Source organism: Pseudarthrobacter sp. MOO14 (assembly GCF_058267675.1).
In genome coordinates this window covers 584,690-599,055 of record NZ_CM177849.1, presented here as the reverse complement: position 1 = coordinate 599,055, position 14,366 = coordinate 584,690, and the positions used below count along the sequence as shown (strand labels likewise).

The window sequence follows — 14,366 nt, the reverse complement described above, 5'->3', positions numbered from 1 at the left end:
GACAACAAATGCGAGTCAGTTGGGTTTAACCCGGAGGGTTTCCCGGGTGGGCAACCAGCCGCCGGCCGCCAGCAGCAGCATGGCGCCGGTGACCGCGAACGCCCAGCCGAAACCCAAGCCGTCCGCCAGCAGGCCCGCCACGACCGGTCCCACGATCGCCCCGACGTCGGACGTCATCTGGTAGGCGGCCAGCACCTTTCCGCCGGAACGCCCGTTGCCGATCACGTCCGCCACGGCGGCCTGCTGCGCAGGACCGAAAAGACCGGATCCGACGCCGGCCAGCGTCGATGCCGCGAGGAACCAGGGCAGATCGTGGGTGATACCGATCGACGCGGTTGACAGGCCGGCCACCAGCAGCCCGGAAATCATCATGGGCTTGCGCCCCAGGGAATCAGCGAGCCGGCCCGAGAAGGCCAGGGCGGCCGCGTTCCCGGCCGCGAACACGGCCAGCGCCAGGCCTGCCGCCTGCGGCCCCGCCCCAAAAGCGGCCGCGGCGAACAGCGGCACCGTTGCCATCCGGACGCCGAAGGTGGCCCAACCGTTCGCGAAGCTGGACAGGAGCGCCGACCGGTAGGTTCCGGTTGACAGGGCATCGCCGAAACGCATGTCCGGTGCGCGTTCCCGGGCCTCGCCGGTGCCACGGCGCTGATGGCTCAACTGGGTCTGCACCACGAAGGCTGCCACGAGCAGGGCCCCCGCGTACGCCAGGAACGGGACCCGCAGGCCCAACCCCGCCAGCAGCCCGCCCACGATCGGGCCGCAGACGTTTCCGATCAGGAACGCCGACGCATAGGCGCCCGACACCCGGCCCCTGCTTTCCGGGGGCGCCAACCGGATCACCAGGGCCATCGAGGCAACGGTGAACATTACCGAGCCGGCGCCGCCCAGGCCGCGGAACAGCAGGAGTTGCCAGTAGTCCTGGGCGAACGCGCACGCCGCAGTGGACAGCGCCACGATCAACAGGCCTGCGACGTAAACGGGGCGTTCGCCGCGTTTGCCGATCAGCGCACCCCCGGCAGGGGCGAACGCAAGGCGCATGAACGCGAAGATCGCCACAATGACGGCGGCCTCGGTGTTTCCTACCCCAAAGGTTGTTGCGAATTGCGGCAATACGGGGGCAACAAGGCCGAATCCCAGGGCGATGAGGAACGCTGCGGCAAGCATCACCTTGATGTCCCGCGGAAGCTTCTCCCGTTGCGGCCTCAGGCGGGCCCAAATCCTTGCGGTGGCGCCGTTTACCGGGGGTGGTGCCGTCATGGTGCTGAAGTCCTTGCTGGAAAGGGAGCCGGGTGGCTGCGCGAGTGCGGAAACATAACCGTAACAAGGCGGATATGCACCATTTACTTCCTAGAGGTTGTTGTAACAGGCCCGCAATCTAAATCCTCCGCGGCCGAAACACGCCACCCACAAACTCATTACAGGACGCAAAAAGGCGTTGGCAGGCGGACAAGTCCGCACCGAAAGCAAGAGAGGACGTAGGCCATGGAACTCACCGCAGGTCTCGTTTGGCTCCTGGTTGCGGCAGCACTCGTGCTGTTCATGACCCCGGGCCTGGCATTCTTTTATGGCGGCATGACGCGCGCCAAGTCGGCACTGAACATGATGATGATGAGCTTCGTCGCCATCGGAACGGTCGGCATCACGTGGGTGCTGTGGGGCGCCTCCATGTCCACGAGCAACGAGGACAACTTCTTCCAGATCTTCGCCAACCCGTTCAGCCACTTCGGCCTGCACAACTTCACGGATCCGGCGGACCTGCTGAAGGTGGGCTACGCCGCAACGTTCGCGATCATCACCGTCGCCCTGATCTCCGGCGCCGTCGCGGACCGCGCAAAGTTCTCGGCCTGGGTGATCTTCACGCCGATCTGGGCCACGCTGGTCTACGCGCCGCTGGCCTTCATGGTGTGGGGCGGCGGCCTGTTCTCCAAGGACGGCTGGTTCGGCCAGACCTTCGCTCCGGTCATCGACTTCGCCGGAGGCACCGTGGTGCACATCAACGCCGGTGTTGCCGGCCTGGTGCTGGTGCTGATCATTGGTAACCGGAAGGGCTTCGGCAAGGACCCGAACCACCGCCCGCACAACATCCCGTTCGTCATGCTCGGCGCAGCCATCCTGTGGTTCGGCTGGTTCGGCTTCAACGCCGGCGCCGCCGCCACCGTGGAACAGGCCGGCCTGATCTGGATCAACACCCTGGCAGCCCCGGCCGCCGCGATGCTGGGCTGGCTCGCTGTGGAACGCATCCGGGACGGGCACCCCACCTCGCTCGGCGCTGCTTCAGGCGTGGTGGCCGGCCTCGTCGCCATCACCCCGGCCTGCGCCAACGTCTCCCCGCTCGGCGCGATTGCCCTGGGCGTCGTCGCCGGTATCGCCTCTGCCCTGGCGGTCGGCCTGAAGTTCAAGCTCGGTTATGACGACTCCCTGGATGTTGTGGGCGTCCACCTCGTCGCAGGTGTCATCGGCACCGTTGCCATCGGCTTCCTCGCCACCCCGGACCAGGGGGCTGCCGGCCTGTTCTACGGCGGCGGCGCCACCCAGCTGGTGGCACAGGTCCTGGCAGCGCTGCTCTCCATCGCCTTCACCGCGGTGATGACCCTGATCATCGCCTACCCCATCCACAAGACCATGGGCTTCCGCATCTCCGAGCACCAGGAAATCGCCGGCGCAGACCTCAGCCTGCACGCCGAGACCGCCTACGAGTTCGGCGTCGGCGGCCACGGTGGCAGCTTCCAGCCGCTGCACGACATGGTGACGGGCAAGAACCAGGCGGAAAGCCGGGAATCCGCAGCCGGAGCACAGCAGGCACAGCCGGCAACAGGCAAGGAAAGTGTGGGGGCATGAAACTGATCACTGCAATCGTCAGGCCGGAAAAGCTCGAAACCATCCGGGAAGGACTGGAAGCTTACGGGGTCCAAGGACTGACCGTCAGCGCGGCCAGCGGATATGGACGCCAGCGCGGCTACACCGAGGTGTACCGAGGAGCCGAATACAATGTGGACCTGCTTCCCAAGATCCGCGTTGAAGTCCTGGCCACCGACGAACAGTCAGACGACATCCTGGACGTGATCATCGCCAGCTCCAACACCGGCCGGGCCGGGGACGGCAAGGTCTGGACCATCGACGTCCATGAAGCAGTGCGCGTCCGGACCGGGGAACGCGGAGTAGCCGCCATCTAGGCAGGCCACACCGGCCCTGGGGCCAGGAACAACAGGACGAAACAGCACAGCGGGCGGGAACCGAAAGGTTCCCGCCCGCTGTGCTGTTTCCTGTGCTGGTGCCCTTCCCTTATCAGTCGCCGCCGCCCGCGCCCGTTTCGCGGTTGGTGGGCCACGATGCCGGGCCGGCCGAACCGGCGTCGTACTCCTCCAACGGGACCTCACCCTTCGCCCACGCCGTGAGCACCGGCTCCACGATCCGCCAGCAGTCCTCCGCGGTATCGCCGCGGACAGACAGCAACGGGTCTCCGGTCAGGACGCCCTCCAGCACCTCCCCGTACGGCAGCAGGTCTGAGGCACTCAACTCCGCCTCCAAGGTGACCCGGCCCAGGCTGAAAATGTTCCCCGGGCCGTTGACGTCGACGTCGAACTCCAGCGTGTCCGGACCAAACCCGATCCGCAGCTGGTTGGGGGAGTCCACCCCCGTGAATCCCCGCGGCAGGTGGGGTACGGGAAGGAAGGTGACCACCGCCTCCTTGCGCTTGTCGCCCAGCGCCTTTCCGGAACGCAGGATGAACGGCACTCCCCGCCAGCGCCAGTTGTCGATGTCCACCTGGATCTCCGCAAGCGTCTCCGTTCCTCGGCCGGGATCCACTCCCTCCTCCTTTGCGTAGTCGGGGACGGCCTTCCCTGCAATCGATCCCGCCGTATAGCGCGCCCGGCGGGTAGTGCCGGTGAACGGTGTACGGACGCTGCTGGCCCGCAGCACGCTGGATACCGCGTCGCGGAGGTCGCGCTCGCCGATAGTGGCTGGAGGTTCGATGGCCATGAGGGCCATGACCTCCAGCAAGTGGCTCTGGATCATGTCGCGGAGCGCGCCGGCACCGTCGTAGTAGCGGGCCCGGCCCTCAAGGGCAAGGTCCTCATCGAAGAAGATCTCCACCTTCTCCACGTGCTGCCGGTTCCACACCGGCTCCAGGAAGTTGTTGGCAAACCGCAGGCCCAGGATGTTAAGCACTGTCGCCTTGCCCAGGAAGTGGTCCACGCGGTGGATGTGGTCCTCCGGAACCAGTCGGGCGAGCGTACGGTTCAAGGAGCGCGCCGACTCCTCGCTGGAACCGAACGGCTTCTCCATGACCAGCCGGGTGCCCTCGGGAACCTCCTCCGGCTGGAGTGTCTCGCAGGCCTGCTGGCTGATGCGGGGCGGAAGTGCAAAGTAGACGGCCACAGGGCCCTTGAGCCCTGCCAGCAGGGACGCCAGGGCACCCTTGGCCGTGACATCCACCTGGTGGTACGCCGTTTCCTGCTGCAGTGCTTCGAGGGCTTCCTTCCCCGGGCCGTCCCCTGCGCCGGCTGCGGCGGCGAAGGACGAGCGGACCCGGTCCTGCCACTGTTCCTTGGTCCAGGGATCCGATCCGGCACCCACCAGCCGGAGCCCTTCCGCCCGGCCCGCCGCCGCCAGCCGGGCAAGGCCGGGAAGGAGGAGCCGGCCGGTGAGGTCGCCGGAGGCGCCGAGGATGAGCAAGGTCTGCACAGATGTTTGGCTCGTCATTTTGCCAGCATGCCATCTGACGTGGCTGACTTGATACCCTAGGTAGTCGAGTCCCGATCATCTCTTGAAAGAAGTTCACGGCGCGTGTTCAATTCACTCTCTGACCGGTTGACAGCAACCTTCAAAAATCTCCGCGGCAAGGGCCGCCTCACCGAGGCCGATGTCGATGCCACGGTCCGCGAGATCCGCCGTGCCCTGCTGGACGCAGACGTCGCCGTTCCGGTGGTCCGCGAGTTCACCGGGAAGGTCCGCGAACGTGCCCTCGGCGCCGAGGTCTCGGCTGCCCTGAATCCCAGCCAGCAGATCGTCAAGATCGTCAACGAGGAACTCGTGGAGATCCTGGGCGGCGAAACCCGCAGGATCCGGCTGGCCAAGAGCGGACCCACCATCATCATGCTGGCCGGCCTCCAGGGTGCAGGCAAGACCACCCTGGCCGGCAAGCTGTCCAAGTGGCTGAAGGCCCAGGGCCACAGCCCCATGCTGGTGGCCTGCGACCTCCAGCGCCCCAACGCCGTCACCCAGCTCCAGGTGGTGGGCCAGCGCGCCAACGTGCCCGTTTTCGCCCCGCACCCCGGCGCCACGTCCACCGAGCTGGACCACCCTGCCGGTGACCCGGTCGCCGTCGCCCGTGCCGGCGTCGAGGAAGCCAAGCGCACCCTGCACGACGTCGTGATCGTGGACACCGCCGGCCGCCTGGGCGTCGACGCGGACATGATGGAGCAGGCCCGCCAGATCCGCCGCGCCATCGTCCCGAACGAAGTCCTCTTCGTGATCGACTCCATGATCGGCCAGGACGCGGTCAACACGGCCCTCGCCTTCGATGAGGGCGTCAACTTCACCGGCATCGTGTTGTCCAAGCTCGACGGCGATGCGCGCGGCGGTGCCGCACTGTCGGTCGCCTCGGTGACCGGGAAGCCGGTCATGTTCGCCTCCACCGGCGAAGGCCTGGACGACTTCGAACTCTTCCACCCGGACCGGATGGCCTCGCGCATCCTGGACATGGGCGACATCCTCACCCTCATCGAGCAGGCCGAGAAGTCCTGGGACAAGGACGAAGCAGCCCGGATGGCGAAGAAGTTCGCCGACCAGGAAGACTTCACCCTCGAGGACTTCCTCGCCCAAATGCAGCAGATCCGCAACATGGGCTCCATGAAGAAGATGCTCATGATGATGCCGGGCGCGCAGAACATCCGGCAGCAGCTGGAGCAGTTCGACGAGCGCGAAATCGACCGCGTCGAGGCAATCGTCCGGTCCATGACGCCGCACGAGCGCCTCGCCCCGAAGATCATCAACGGCTCCCGCCGGGCGCGCATCGCCCGCGGCTCCGGCGTCCACGTTTCCGAGGTCAACGGCCTGCTGGAACGCTTTGCGCAGGCCCAGAAGATGATGAAGAAGATGGCCCAGGGCGGCATGCCGGGAATGCCCGGGATGCCGGGTATGCCCGGTGCCGGTGGGGGTGCGCGCAAGAACGCCAAGAACGCGCCGAAGAAGAAGGCGAAGTCCGGCAATCCGGCCAAGGCTGCGCAGGAACGCAAGGAGGCCGAGGCCCGGCGCGCCAATGCGGGCAAGGCGCTGCCCACCGGTGCCGCGTTCGGCCAGCAGGGCGGCGACTTCGATCCGTCGCAGTTGAACCTCCCCAAGGGCTTCGACAAGTTCCTGGGCAAGTAGCGGTTCCCCACGGATGTCGGTGCCGTGGAATAGGGTTGGGTCATGTTCAAGCAGCGGGTAGTTTTCGTGCACGGCGCCGGTGCTTTCGGCGCCGCCGCGTGGCCCCGCCAGCACGGCATGGCGCTGTCCTTCGACGCCCTGTTCCTTCGCCGCCAGGGCTATGACGCCGTCGCGGAGCCGGTGGAATCATCATTTGCCGAGGACACTGCCATCGTGCTGCGGTCCCTGGCCGATGATGGCCGCGGCGCCGCCGGCGGACACGTGGTGGCGCACTCCCAGGGAGCCATTCCTGCCATGATGGCGGCCGTCGAACGCCCCGACCTCGTCTACTCCCTGACCCTGGTGGAACCGGCGTGCCTCTCCCTGACCGCGGAGCTGCCGGCCACGGCGGCACACATCAGCCTGATGAAGCCGCTTCTCGAGGTCCGCCACCAGCTCAGTGATGAGGACTTCCAACGGGAGTTCGTCCGGCGGGTCTATGCCACGGACCTGCAGCAGCCTGCCACCGCGGAGGAGAAACGGTCCGCGCGCCGGCTGCGGCTCCAAGTCCCGTCGTGGGAAGCGCCCCTGCATATTGTTCCCGGGGTCCCCACTCTGGTCCTGACCGGGGGCTGGGAGCCGCTGTACGAGGAGATTGCCGGTTACCTGCGGGAGACCGGTGCCCTGCACCGCGTTGCCGCGGGCGGGCACCGGCCCCATGATTCGGTGGAAGGCGACCGGACCATCAGGCAGTTCATCGGCGAGGTCAGCCGCAGCGAGCCGGCCCGGGCCTCCTAACTGCCGGCGGGCACCTGCAACTCCGGAAGGTAGACCTTGCCGCCGGCGGCCAGGAACTCCTGGCTCTTCGCCCGCATCCCCGACGCCGCCTCAGTGAGCGCCGCCTGCGCCTCAGCCGAGCCGTATTCATTCCGGATGTCCTGGCTGATCCGCATCGAGCAGAACTTGGGTCCGCACATGGAGCAGAAGTGCGCTGTCTTGGCGGGTTCGGCCGGCAACGTCTCATCGTGGAACGATTCCGCCGTCTCCGGGTCCAGCGACAGCGCGAACTGGTCGCGCCAGCGGAATTCGAACCGTGCCTTGGACAAAGCATCGTCCCGCTCGCGCGCCCCCGGGTGGCCCTTGGCCAGGTCCGCTGCATGGGCCGCAATCTTGTACGTGATGACGCCGGTCTTCACGTCGTCTTTGTTGGGCAGGCCCAGGTGTTCCTTGGGCGTGACGTAGCAGAGCATGGCGGTGCCGTACCGTGCGATTTCAGTGGCCCCGATTGCCGAGGTGATGTGGTCGTAGCCGGGCGCGACATCGGTCACCAGCGGACCGAGCGTGTAGAACGGCGCACCCTTGCACAGCTCCTGCTGCCGCTCCACGTTCTCCCGGACCAGGTGGAACGGCACGTGCCCTGGGCCTTCGACCATCACCTGGACGTCGTACTCCCACGCGCGCTGCGTCAGCTCGGCCAGCGTATCCAGTTCAGCGAACTGCGCCGCGTCGTTGGCGTCCGCCGTGGAGCCGGGCCGCAACCCGTCCCCCAGGGAGAACGCGACGTCGTACTTCGCGAAGATTTCGCAAAGTTCGTCAAAATGCGTGTACAGGAAGTTCTCCTGGTGGTGGGCCAGGCACCAGCCGGCCATAATGGAACCACCGCGCGAGACGATGCCCGTCACCCGGTTGGCGGTGAGCGGGACGTACCGCAGCAGGACACCGGCGTGGATGGTCATGTAGTCCACACCTTGCTCGCACTGCTCAATGACGGTGTCCCGGAAGATTTCCCAGGTCAGCGCGTTGGCTTCGCCGTTGACCTTTTCCAGTGCCTGGTAGATCGGAACCGTTCCGATCGGGACAGGGGAGTTGCGGATGATCCATTCCCTGGTGGTGTGGATGTCGTCCCCCGTGGACAGGTCCATCACCGTGTCGGCACCCCATTGGGTGGCCCACTGCAGCTTGTCCACCTCTTCGGCGATGGAGCTCGTCACGGCAGAATTACCGATGTTGGCGTTGATTTTCACCAGGAACGCCTTGCCGATGATCATGGGCTCGGACTCTGGGTGGTTGATGTTGTTCGGGATGATGGCCCGACCGGCGGCTACCTCGCTCCTGACCAGTTCCACGTCGCAGTTTTCCCGCAGCGCCACGAAACGCATTTCCTGCGTGATGGTGCCCTGCCGGGCGTAGTGCATCTGGGTCACCGTATGGCCGTCGACGGCGCGGCGGGGCACCGGCCGGGCGCCCTTCCACTCCGCGGAGGCAGCGCCCCGGCGCACGGCCGAGCGGCCGTCGTCGAGCAGGTTGCGTTCCCTGCCGGTGTAGGCCTCGGTGTCCCCGCGCGCCACGATCCATTCGGCACGGAAGGGCTCCAGGCCGCGGACGGGGTCGCTTCCCGGTCCGGCCGTCCGGTAGGTCCGGAAAGGTGCGTTCGGCTGCCCGTTGGGTGATGGCTCCAGCGCGATCTCGGTGACCGGGACCCGGATGCCGGAACCGGCGTCGTCGATGTAAGCCAGTGAATGCGACTTCAGCGACTGCGTCACCTGGACGTGGGATTCGCCACTGGATCCGGTGCCGGGACCGTTGGCCGCATCGGAACCGGACGGCACCAGGGCAGGGTTCAACTGGGTGTTTTGTGTACTCAAGGGAATACTCACTTCCTTCGCCGGCATTACCCGGACAGGTTCAACGGTCGCAGGCTGCGGCAGCCCGATCTCAGCCCCTGCAGGGGCACCCGTGTGGTCAGCAACGAAGCTACCACAGCCCTCCGGAAGCCCGTTGTAACAATCGATGATGCTAGCCTGACCGGGCAACGAAAGGATGCCCGGATGGCAGGAATAATTCACTTTCGCGGACCCGTCCTGGCTGCACCGGACAGCCTGCGGCAGGGACTCTGGTCCGTGGGCGGCAAGCTCACGTTCCGCCGGCCCGCACAGCCACCCGACCGGGTACTCGACGGCTGGGTACTGCCGGGCTTCGTGGACGCCCATTGCCATATCGGGCTGGGGCCGGCCGGTCCGGTGGAGGCCGCCGTAGCGCAGGAACAGGCGCTTGCGGACCTCAACGCCGGAACCCTCCTGGTCCGTGATGCGGGTTCGCCCGCCGATACGCGCTGGATGCAGGGCGGCGCGGACTTCCCGGTGTTGATCCGCGCCGGCCGGCACATTGCCCGGACCCGGCGTTACCTGCGCGGTTTCGCCCACGAGGTCGAACCCGAGGACCTCGTTGAGGCCGTGCGCAAGCAGGCCCGGGACGGGGACGGCTGGGTCAAACTGGTGGGGGACTGGATCGACCGGGGCGCCGGTGACCTGGCGCCGTCCTTTCCTGCCGCCGTCGTCCGCGACGCGGTCCAGGCTGCACACGACGAAGGTGCCCGGGTGACGGCCCACTGCTTCGCCGAAGACACCCTGGACCAGATGCTCGACGCCGGCATCGACTGCATCGAGCACGCCACCGGGCTGCTGCCACGGCACCTGCCCCGGTTCGCCGGGCAGGGCGTGCCGATCGTGCCCACCCTCATCAACATCGCCACCTTCCCGGACATTGCCGCCCAAGCGGAGCCGAAGTTTCCACGGTACGCAGCCCACATGCGGTCCCTCTGGGAGCGGAGGCTGGAGCGCGTGGCCGAGGCCCACGCAGCGGGGGTGCGCATCTTCGCCGGAACAGACGCCGGCAGCGTCATCGGCCACGGCAGCATCGCGGACGAAATCCTCGCCCTGCACGGTGCGGGCCTGCCGATGACTGCAGCACTGGATGCAGCGTGCTGGGCAGCCCGCCGCTGGCTCGGAGCGCACGGCCTGGAAGAAGGCGCACGCGCCGATGTGATCGTCTGTCGTGAGGATCCACGGGCGGTCCCGGAGACCATCGGCAGGCTGGAACACGTCGTGCTGGGCGGCCGCATTATCCGTTGACCCAACGTGGCGCCCGGGACTTGGAATAAATTGAAGCTTCAAGTAATTTTAAGAAGTGACAGGCCGCCATCGGGACGGCCGCCAATCCAAGGAGCCTCCAATGACCGCATCAGCCAACAGCCAGGACCTGCTTCCTGCCGACCTCGCCATGGGCACGGTGATGCTCAAAGTGGGGGACATGAAGGTCATGACCGACTACTACCAGCGCGCACTCGGCCTGGAGGTGGTGGCCGAGCAGGACGGCGGACTGTACCTCGGCCGCCTTGGCCGCCCCCTGGTGCACCTGGCCCCGGCCCCCGGGCTGAACCTGCCCGGCAGGGGAGAGGCCGGACTCTTCCACACCGCGCTGCTGTTTGAAGACCAGGCCTCCCTTGCCGCCACCATCGCCACCGCGGCCCAATGCGAGCCGATGTCCTTCACCGGCAGCGCCGACCACCTGGTCAGCGAAGCCTTCTACTTCACCGATCCGGAAGGCAACGGCATCGAACTGTACTGGGACCGGCCACGCAGCAGTTGGTCCTGGAACGGGACGGACGTGGTGATGGACAGCCTCGCCCTGCCCCCGCAGCGCTACCTGGAGCAGCACCTCACCGAGGAATCGCTTGAGGGCCAGCGCGTGACGGCCGCAGGCGTGGGGCACGTCCACCTCCAGGTGGGAGACGTCCAGACGGCGCGCGACTTCTACGTGGGCACCCTCGGTTTCGAAAAGACGGCGGGCTGGCACAGGCAGGCGTTGTTCGTTTCCGCCGGGCGGTACCACCACCACATGGCGATGAACGTCTGGAACAGCCGCGGGGCCGGCCCCCGCAAGGACACCCTTGGGCTGGGCGAAGTCCTCATCGAAGTTCCTTCAGGGGACGACGTCGGCGCCTTGGCTGACCGCCTCAAGGTCGCCGGAGTGACCGCGCACCACACCGGCGCCGAACTCCGGTTCGAGGATCCGTGGCGCAACCGGCTGCGGGTGGCCGTCCGCTGAGCTGCGCTGCCGGCGGAGGCCGGCCAGTGCCGAGAACTGTCCCGTGCGGCCCGGCCCGGCGCGTGCGCCTGCCGGTGCCCAGCTACTAGGCTGATTTAGTACGGCCGGGACGCGGGCAGCGCCCGGCGCGCAGTTCCGCCAACGGAAGAAGGGCAAACAGCCATGGGCTTCACCGAGATCTTTGTTGCCACCCATGACGCCGCGCTCAAACGCGCCGGCCTCCTTGATGCAGGGAGCGCGCCCGCGGCGAACGTCGGTCCTGGCAGCCAAGCCGTGCGGATCGAGGGAGTCAGCGACTTCGAAATCGAACAGCTCGGCGACCTCGCCGGGACTGCTGTCCACGCCGGTGGTGCCGACTATGAGCTGACCATGGTGGACGTCGCCAGTGACTCCCTCCTGGCAGTTCCGCCTGCCATGGTCCGTGCGCTGGCCGACCTCCTGTCCTACGAGACCGAAGGCGAGGGCAACGTCCTCGAAGACGTCGCCGAGCAGTGGGCCGCGCAGGACGACATGCCCTTCGGCGCGGCCCAGGCCCGGACCTACGTGGAGCAGCTCGCCAGGCTCGCGGCCGGGTTGGACGACGCCGAGCGGACCGGGCTGTACGTCTGGTCCGCCTGACCGGCGCCGCAGGGCGGATCCCGCGGCCGGTGCCGGCGCGAAGCGCGTCAACGCCGAGTCGAAATAAGTTCGCTGATCTGGCACAATAAACAGGTACTCGATCTGCGTGGCCCCTCTCTCCGCGTCCGGATCCTGTCCTTCGAACCCGCAAGTACGGCCCGCCCCACGGGTGCAGAACGCCGGGTTCACCCCTTTTCTGAAACAGGAGTGACCACAAAAGTGGCCGTAAAGATTCGCCTTAAGCGCTTCGGCAAGATGCGCGCCCCGTACTACCGCATCGTCGTCGCGGACTCACGCACCAAGCGTGACGGCCGCGCCATCGAGGAGATCGGCAAGTACCACCCCACCGAAGAGCCCTCGTTCATCGAGGTCAACTCCGAGCGTGCCCAGTACTGGCTGTCCGTCGGCGCCCAGCCGTCCGAGCAGGTTGCCGCCATCCTGAAGATCACCGGTGACTGGCAGAAGTTCAAGGGCCTCCCGGGCCAGGAAGGCACCCTCAAGACCAAGGTCGCGAAGGACGCTTTCGTAGCTCCCGAGAAGGGCTCGGTCATCATCCCGGAAGCCATCACCAAAAAGGCCTCCAAGTCTGACGCTGCCGAGGCCCCGGCCGACGCCGAAGCTGAGACCACCGAGGCTGAGTAGATTGCTGGCAGAAGCGCTGGAGCACCTGGTCCGTGGAATCGTTGATTCCCCGGACGACGTCAAGGTCAGTTCGAAGAACAACCGCCGCGGGGACACCCTCGAGGTGCGGGTTCACCAGGATGACCTCGGACGGGTGATTGGCCGCCAGGGCCGCACCGCACGCGCACTGCGCACCGTGGTGGCAGCACTGGCCGGCGGCGAACCGGTCAGGGTCGACGTCGTCGATACCGACCGCCGCCGCTGAGCGCTCGGCAACTTTCAGTTTTGGTCCGGCCCCTCCACCACCTGGTGGAGGGGCCGGACTGCTTTGATCAACACAGTGCTTTCACCCCACACCAACCACAACCCGGAACAGAGGAACAGATGCAGCTTCAGGTGGCGCGGATCGGCAAGCCGCACGGCATTCGCGGGGAAGTCACGGTCCAGGTGCTGACCGATGCCCCCGACGACAGGTTTGTCCCCGGCACGGAGTTCGTCGTTGAACCCGCCGCGTCCGGGCCCTTGACGCTGGACAGTGCGCGCTGGAACAAGGACATCCTGCTCCTGGGCTTCGCGGAAGTGAAGGACCGGAACCAGGCCGAAACCCTCCGCGGCGCCAAGCTCTTCATCGAGACGGAAGAACTCGAGGAAGATGACGACGAAGGCTGGTACGAGCACGAACTCGTCGGCCTCCAGGCGCGGGTCGGCTCACAGGTGGTGGGAAAGGTGACAGCCCTGGCCACCATGCCCGTCCAGGACCTGTTGACCGTGACCACCCCGGCGGGCGAAGAGATCCTGGTCCCCTTCGTGGAGCAGATTGTGCCCGAGGTCAACCTTGAGGAGGGCTTCGTCCTGCTCACCCCGCCGGACGGCCTCTTTGAACTGAACGCCGGCGACGCCGCATCCCCGGAACCCGAAGGCCGGGAATAGATGCGGATCGACGTCGTCAGCATCTTCCCCGAATACCTTGCCCCGCTGGAGCTCTCGCTGATCGGCAAGGCCCGCCAGGACGGGATCCTGGACCTGCATGTCCACGACCTCCGCAGCTTCACCACCGACAAGCACCGTTCCGTGGACGACACTCCGTACGGCGGAGGCGCGGGGATGGTCATGAAGCCCGAACCGTGGGCGCAGGCCCTCTCAGCGGTGGCCCAGGGCCGTCCCGATCCGCAGCACAAACCTGTCCTGATCGTTCCATCTCCCGCCGGCGAGAGGTTCACGCAGGCTCTGGCTTATGAACTGGCAGAGGAAGAGCACCTTGCTTTCGCCTGTGGCCGCTATGAAGGCATCGACGAGCGCGTCATCGAGTGGGCGCAGGAGCACTTCACCGTCCGCCCCGTAAGCCTTGGCGACTACGTGCTCAACGGCGGGGAAGTCGCTGTCCTGGCCATGGTCGAGGCCATCGGCAGGCTCCTGCCGGGTGTGGTGGGCAACCCTGAGTCCTTGGTTGAGGAGTCCCACTCCGACGGCCTGCTGGAATATCCGGTCTACACCAAGCCGTCCGTGTGGCGGGACCGCGAGGTCCCCGCGGTCCTGCTCAGCGGAAACCACGGCAAGATCGCGCAGTGGCGCCGGCACGAGCAATACCGGAGGACGGCCGAACGCCGCCCGGACCTCCTGGAGGCGTTCGACGCCGGCAATCTTCCGCGTGCCGACCGTACCGAACTGCACGACCTGGGGTATGACATCGTGGCCGGGAGGTTGGCCCGCCGCCCGGACGCCGGGCCGGGGGTACAGGAATAGCTTCCGCGCCGGACCCAAGTTGGCGTAACCCCTGCACTGTGGCAAAATTGGTCTTTGTGTCTGCTGGGTCCGCACCTGCCACAGGGGGTAGCGCGGCCAACAGCCGGACAACCGGCCTCATCAACCATTGAAGCGGCCGGACCCCT

14 protein-coding genes and 1 riboswitch are annotated in these 14,366 nt (G+C 66.8%); of the genes, 11 read left to right on the top strand and 3 right to left on the bottom strand.

Features of this window, described 5'->3' with window-relative positions:
- Positions 1-15: 15 nt before the first annotated feature.
- Complete coding sequence (locus AC4EEV_RS02790) at positions 16-1,257, bottom strand: MFS transporter (protein ID WP_285319862.1); 1,242 nt, start codon at positions 1,255-1,257, stop codon at positions 16-18.
- Between the two features lie 225 nt (positions 1,258-1,482).
- On the opposite strand from AC4EEV_RS02790, the gene AC4EEV_RS02785 reads away from it, so the two are divergent.
- A complete protein-coding gene (locus AC4EEV_RS02785) occupies positions 1,483-2,838 on the top strand; it encodes an ammonium transporter (RefSeq protein WP_491330098.1) in 1,356 nt (451 codons plus the stop codon).
- On the top strand, positions 2,835-3,173 hold the full coding sequence (locus AC4EEV_RS02780; protein WP_018760008.1) for a P-II family nitrogen regulator: 339 nt from the start codon (positions 2,835-2,837) through the stop codon (positions 3,171-3,173). Before AC4EEV_RS02785 ends, AC4EEV_RS02780 begins: the two co-directional genes overlap by 4 nt.
- A gap of 112 nt (positions 3,174-3,285) precedes the next feature.
- Here AC4EEV_RS02780 and AC4EEV_RS02775 read toward each other — a convergent pair whose 3' ends face one another.
- Positions 3,286-4,704: a glucose-6-phosphate dehydrogenase gene (locus tag AC4EEV_RS02775; protein WP_491330097.1), complete on the bottom strand. Its 1,419-nt coding sequence runs from the start codon at positions 4,702-4,704 to the stop codon at positions 3,286-3,288.
- A gap of 84 nt (positions 4,705-4,788) precedes the next feature.
- On the opposite strand from AC4EEV_RS02775, the gene ffh reads away from it, so the two are divergent.
- Together ffh and AC4EEV_RS02765 are read left to right on the top strand one after the other, a co-directional pair.
- Entirely contained in the window at positions 4,789-6,372 is a 1,584-nt protein-coding gene (ffh, locus tag AC4EEV_RS02770; RefSeq protein WP_018760006.1) for a signal recognition particle protein, read from the top strand.
- A gap of 42 nt (positions 6,373-6,414) precedes the next feature.
- A complete protein-coding gene (locus tag AC4EEV_RS02765; protein WP_018760005.1) occupies positions 6,415-7,149 on the top strand; it encodes an alpha/beta hydrolase in 735 nt (244 codons plus the stop codon).
- Here the strand turns inward: AC4EEV_RS02765 and thiC are convergent.
- Positions 7,146-8,996, bottom strand: coding sequence for a phosphomethylpyrimidine synthase ThiC (gene thiC, locus AC4EEV_RS02760; RefSeq protein WP_491330096.1), 1,851 nt, complete (start codon positions 8,994-8,996; stop codon positions 7,146-7,148). The two genes, AC4EEV_RS02765 and thiC, sit on opposite strands and share 4 nt — an antisense overlap.
- Positions 8,992-9,099, bottom strand: a riboswitch (TPP riboswitch). (Overlaps the previous gene by 5 nt.)
- A gap of 80 nt (positions 9,100-9,179) precedes the next feature.
- Here thiC and AC4EEV_RS02755 point away from each other — a divergent pair.
- The 7 genes from AC4EEV_RS02755 to trmD all read left to right on the top strand — a co-directional run bounded on the left by AC4EEV_RS02755 (position 9,180) and on the right by trmD (position 14,220).
- Positions 9,180-10,262: an amidohydrolase family protein gene (locus AC4EEV_RS02755; protein ID WP_491330095.1), complete on the top strand. Its 1,083-nt coding sequence runs from the start codon at positions 9,180-9,182 to the stop codon at positions 10,260-10,262.
- Between the two features lie 100 nt (positions 10,263-10,362).
- Entirely contained in the window at positions 10,363-11,238 is an 876-nt protein-coding gene (locus AC4EEV_RS02750) for a VOC family protein (protein ID WP_491330094.1), read from the top strand.
- A 162-nt stretch (positions 11,239-11,400) separates the two neighbouring features.
- A complete protein-coding gene (locus AC4EEV_RS02745; protein ID WP_018760001.1) occupies positions 11,401-11,856 on the top strand; it encodes a hypothetical protein in 456 nt (151 codons plus the stop codon).
- A 219-nt stretch (positions 11,857-12,075) separates the two neighbouring features.
- Positions 12,076-12,498, top strand: a complete 423-nt coding sequence (gene rpsP / locus AC4EEV_RS02740) for a 30S ribosomal protein S16 (RefSeq protein WP_018760000.1) — start codon at positions 12,076-12,078, stop codon at positions 12,496-12,498.
- 1 nt (position 12,499) lies between these two features.
- Positions 12,500-12,742 (top strand): RNA-binding protein, encoded by a 243-nt coding sequence (locus AC4EEV_RS02735; protein WP_018759999.1) that lies wholly within the window; start codon positions 12,500-12,502, stop codon positions 12,740-12,742.
- A 119-nt stretch (positions 12,743-12,861) separates the two neighbouring features.
- Complete coding sequence (gene rimM, locus AC4EEV_RS02730) at positions 12,862-13,407, top strand: ribosome maturation factor RimM (protein WP_133830843.1); 546 nt, start codon at positions 12,862-12,864, stop codon at positions 13,405-13,407.
- Complete coding sequence (trmD, locus tag AC4EEV_RS02725) at positions 13,408-14,220, top strand: tRNA (guanosine(37)-N1)-methyltransferase TrmD (protein ID WP_133830842.1); 813 nt, start codon at positions 13,408-13,410, stop codon at positions 14,218-14,220.
- Positions 14,221-14,366: the final 146 nt, after the last annotated feature.

Excerpts from the sequence above, each read along its gene's own strand:
- AC4EEV_RS02790 (WP_285319862.1), bottom strand. The coding sequence starts at position 1,257 with ATGACGGCACCACCCCCGGTAAACGGCGCCACCGCAAGGATTTGGGCC.
- AC4EEV_RS02785 (WP_491330098.1), top strand. The coding sequence starts at position 1,483 with ATGGAACTCACCGCAGGTCTCGTTTGGCTCCTGGTTGCGGCAGCACTC.
- AC4EEV_RS02780 (WP_018760008.1), top strand. The coding sequence starts at position 2,835 with ATGAAACTGATCACTGCAATCGTCAGGCCGGAAAAGCTCGAAACCATC.
- AC4EEV_RS02775 (WP_491330097.1), bottom strand. The coding sequence starts at position 4,704 with ATGACGAGCCAAACATCTGTGCAGACCTTGCTCATCCTCGGCGCCTCC.
- AC4EEV_RS02765 (WP_018760005.1), top strand. The coding sequence starts at position 6,415 with ATGTTCAAGCAGCGGGTAGTTTTCGTGCACGGCGCCGGTGCTTTCGGC.
- AC4EEV_RS02755 (WP_491330095.1), top strand. The coding sequence starts at position 9,180 with ATGGCAGGAATAATTCACTTTCGCGGACCCGTCCTGGCTGCACCGGAC.
- AC4EEV_RS02750 (WP_491330094.1), top strand. The coding sequence starts at position 10,363 with ATGACCGCATCAGCCAACAGCCAGGACCTGCTTCCTGCCGACCTCGCC.
- AC4EEV_RS02745 (WP_018760001.1), top strand. The coding sequence starts at position 11,401 with ATGGGCTTCACCGAGATCTTTGTTGCCACCCATGACGCCGCGCTCAAA.
- rimM (WP_133830843.1), top strand. The coding sequence starts at position 12,862 with ATGCAGCTTCAGGTGGCGCGGATCGGCAAGCCGCACGGCATTCGCGGG.
- trmD (WP_133830842.1), top strand. The coding sequence starts at position 13,408 with ATGCGGATCGACGTCGTCAGCATCTTCCCCGAATACCTTGCCCCGCTG.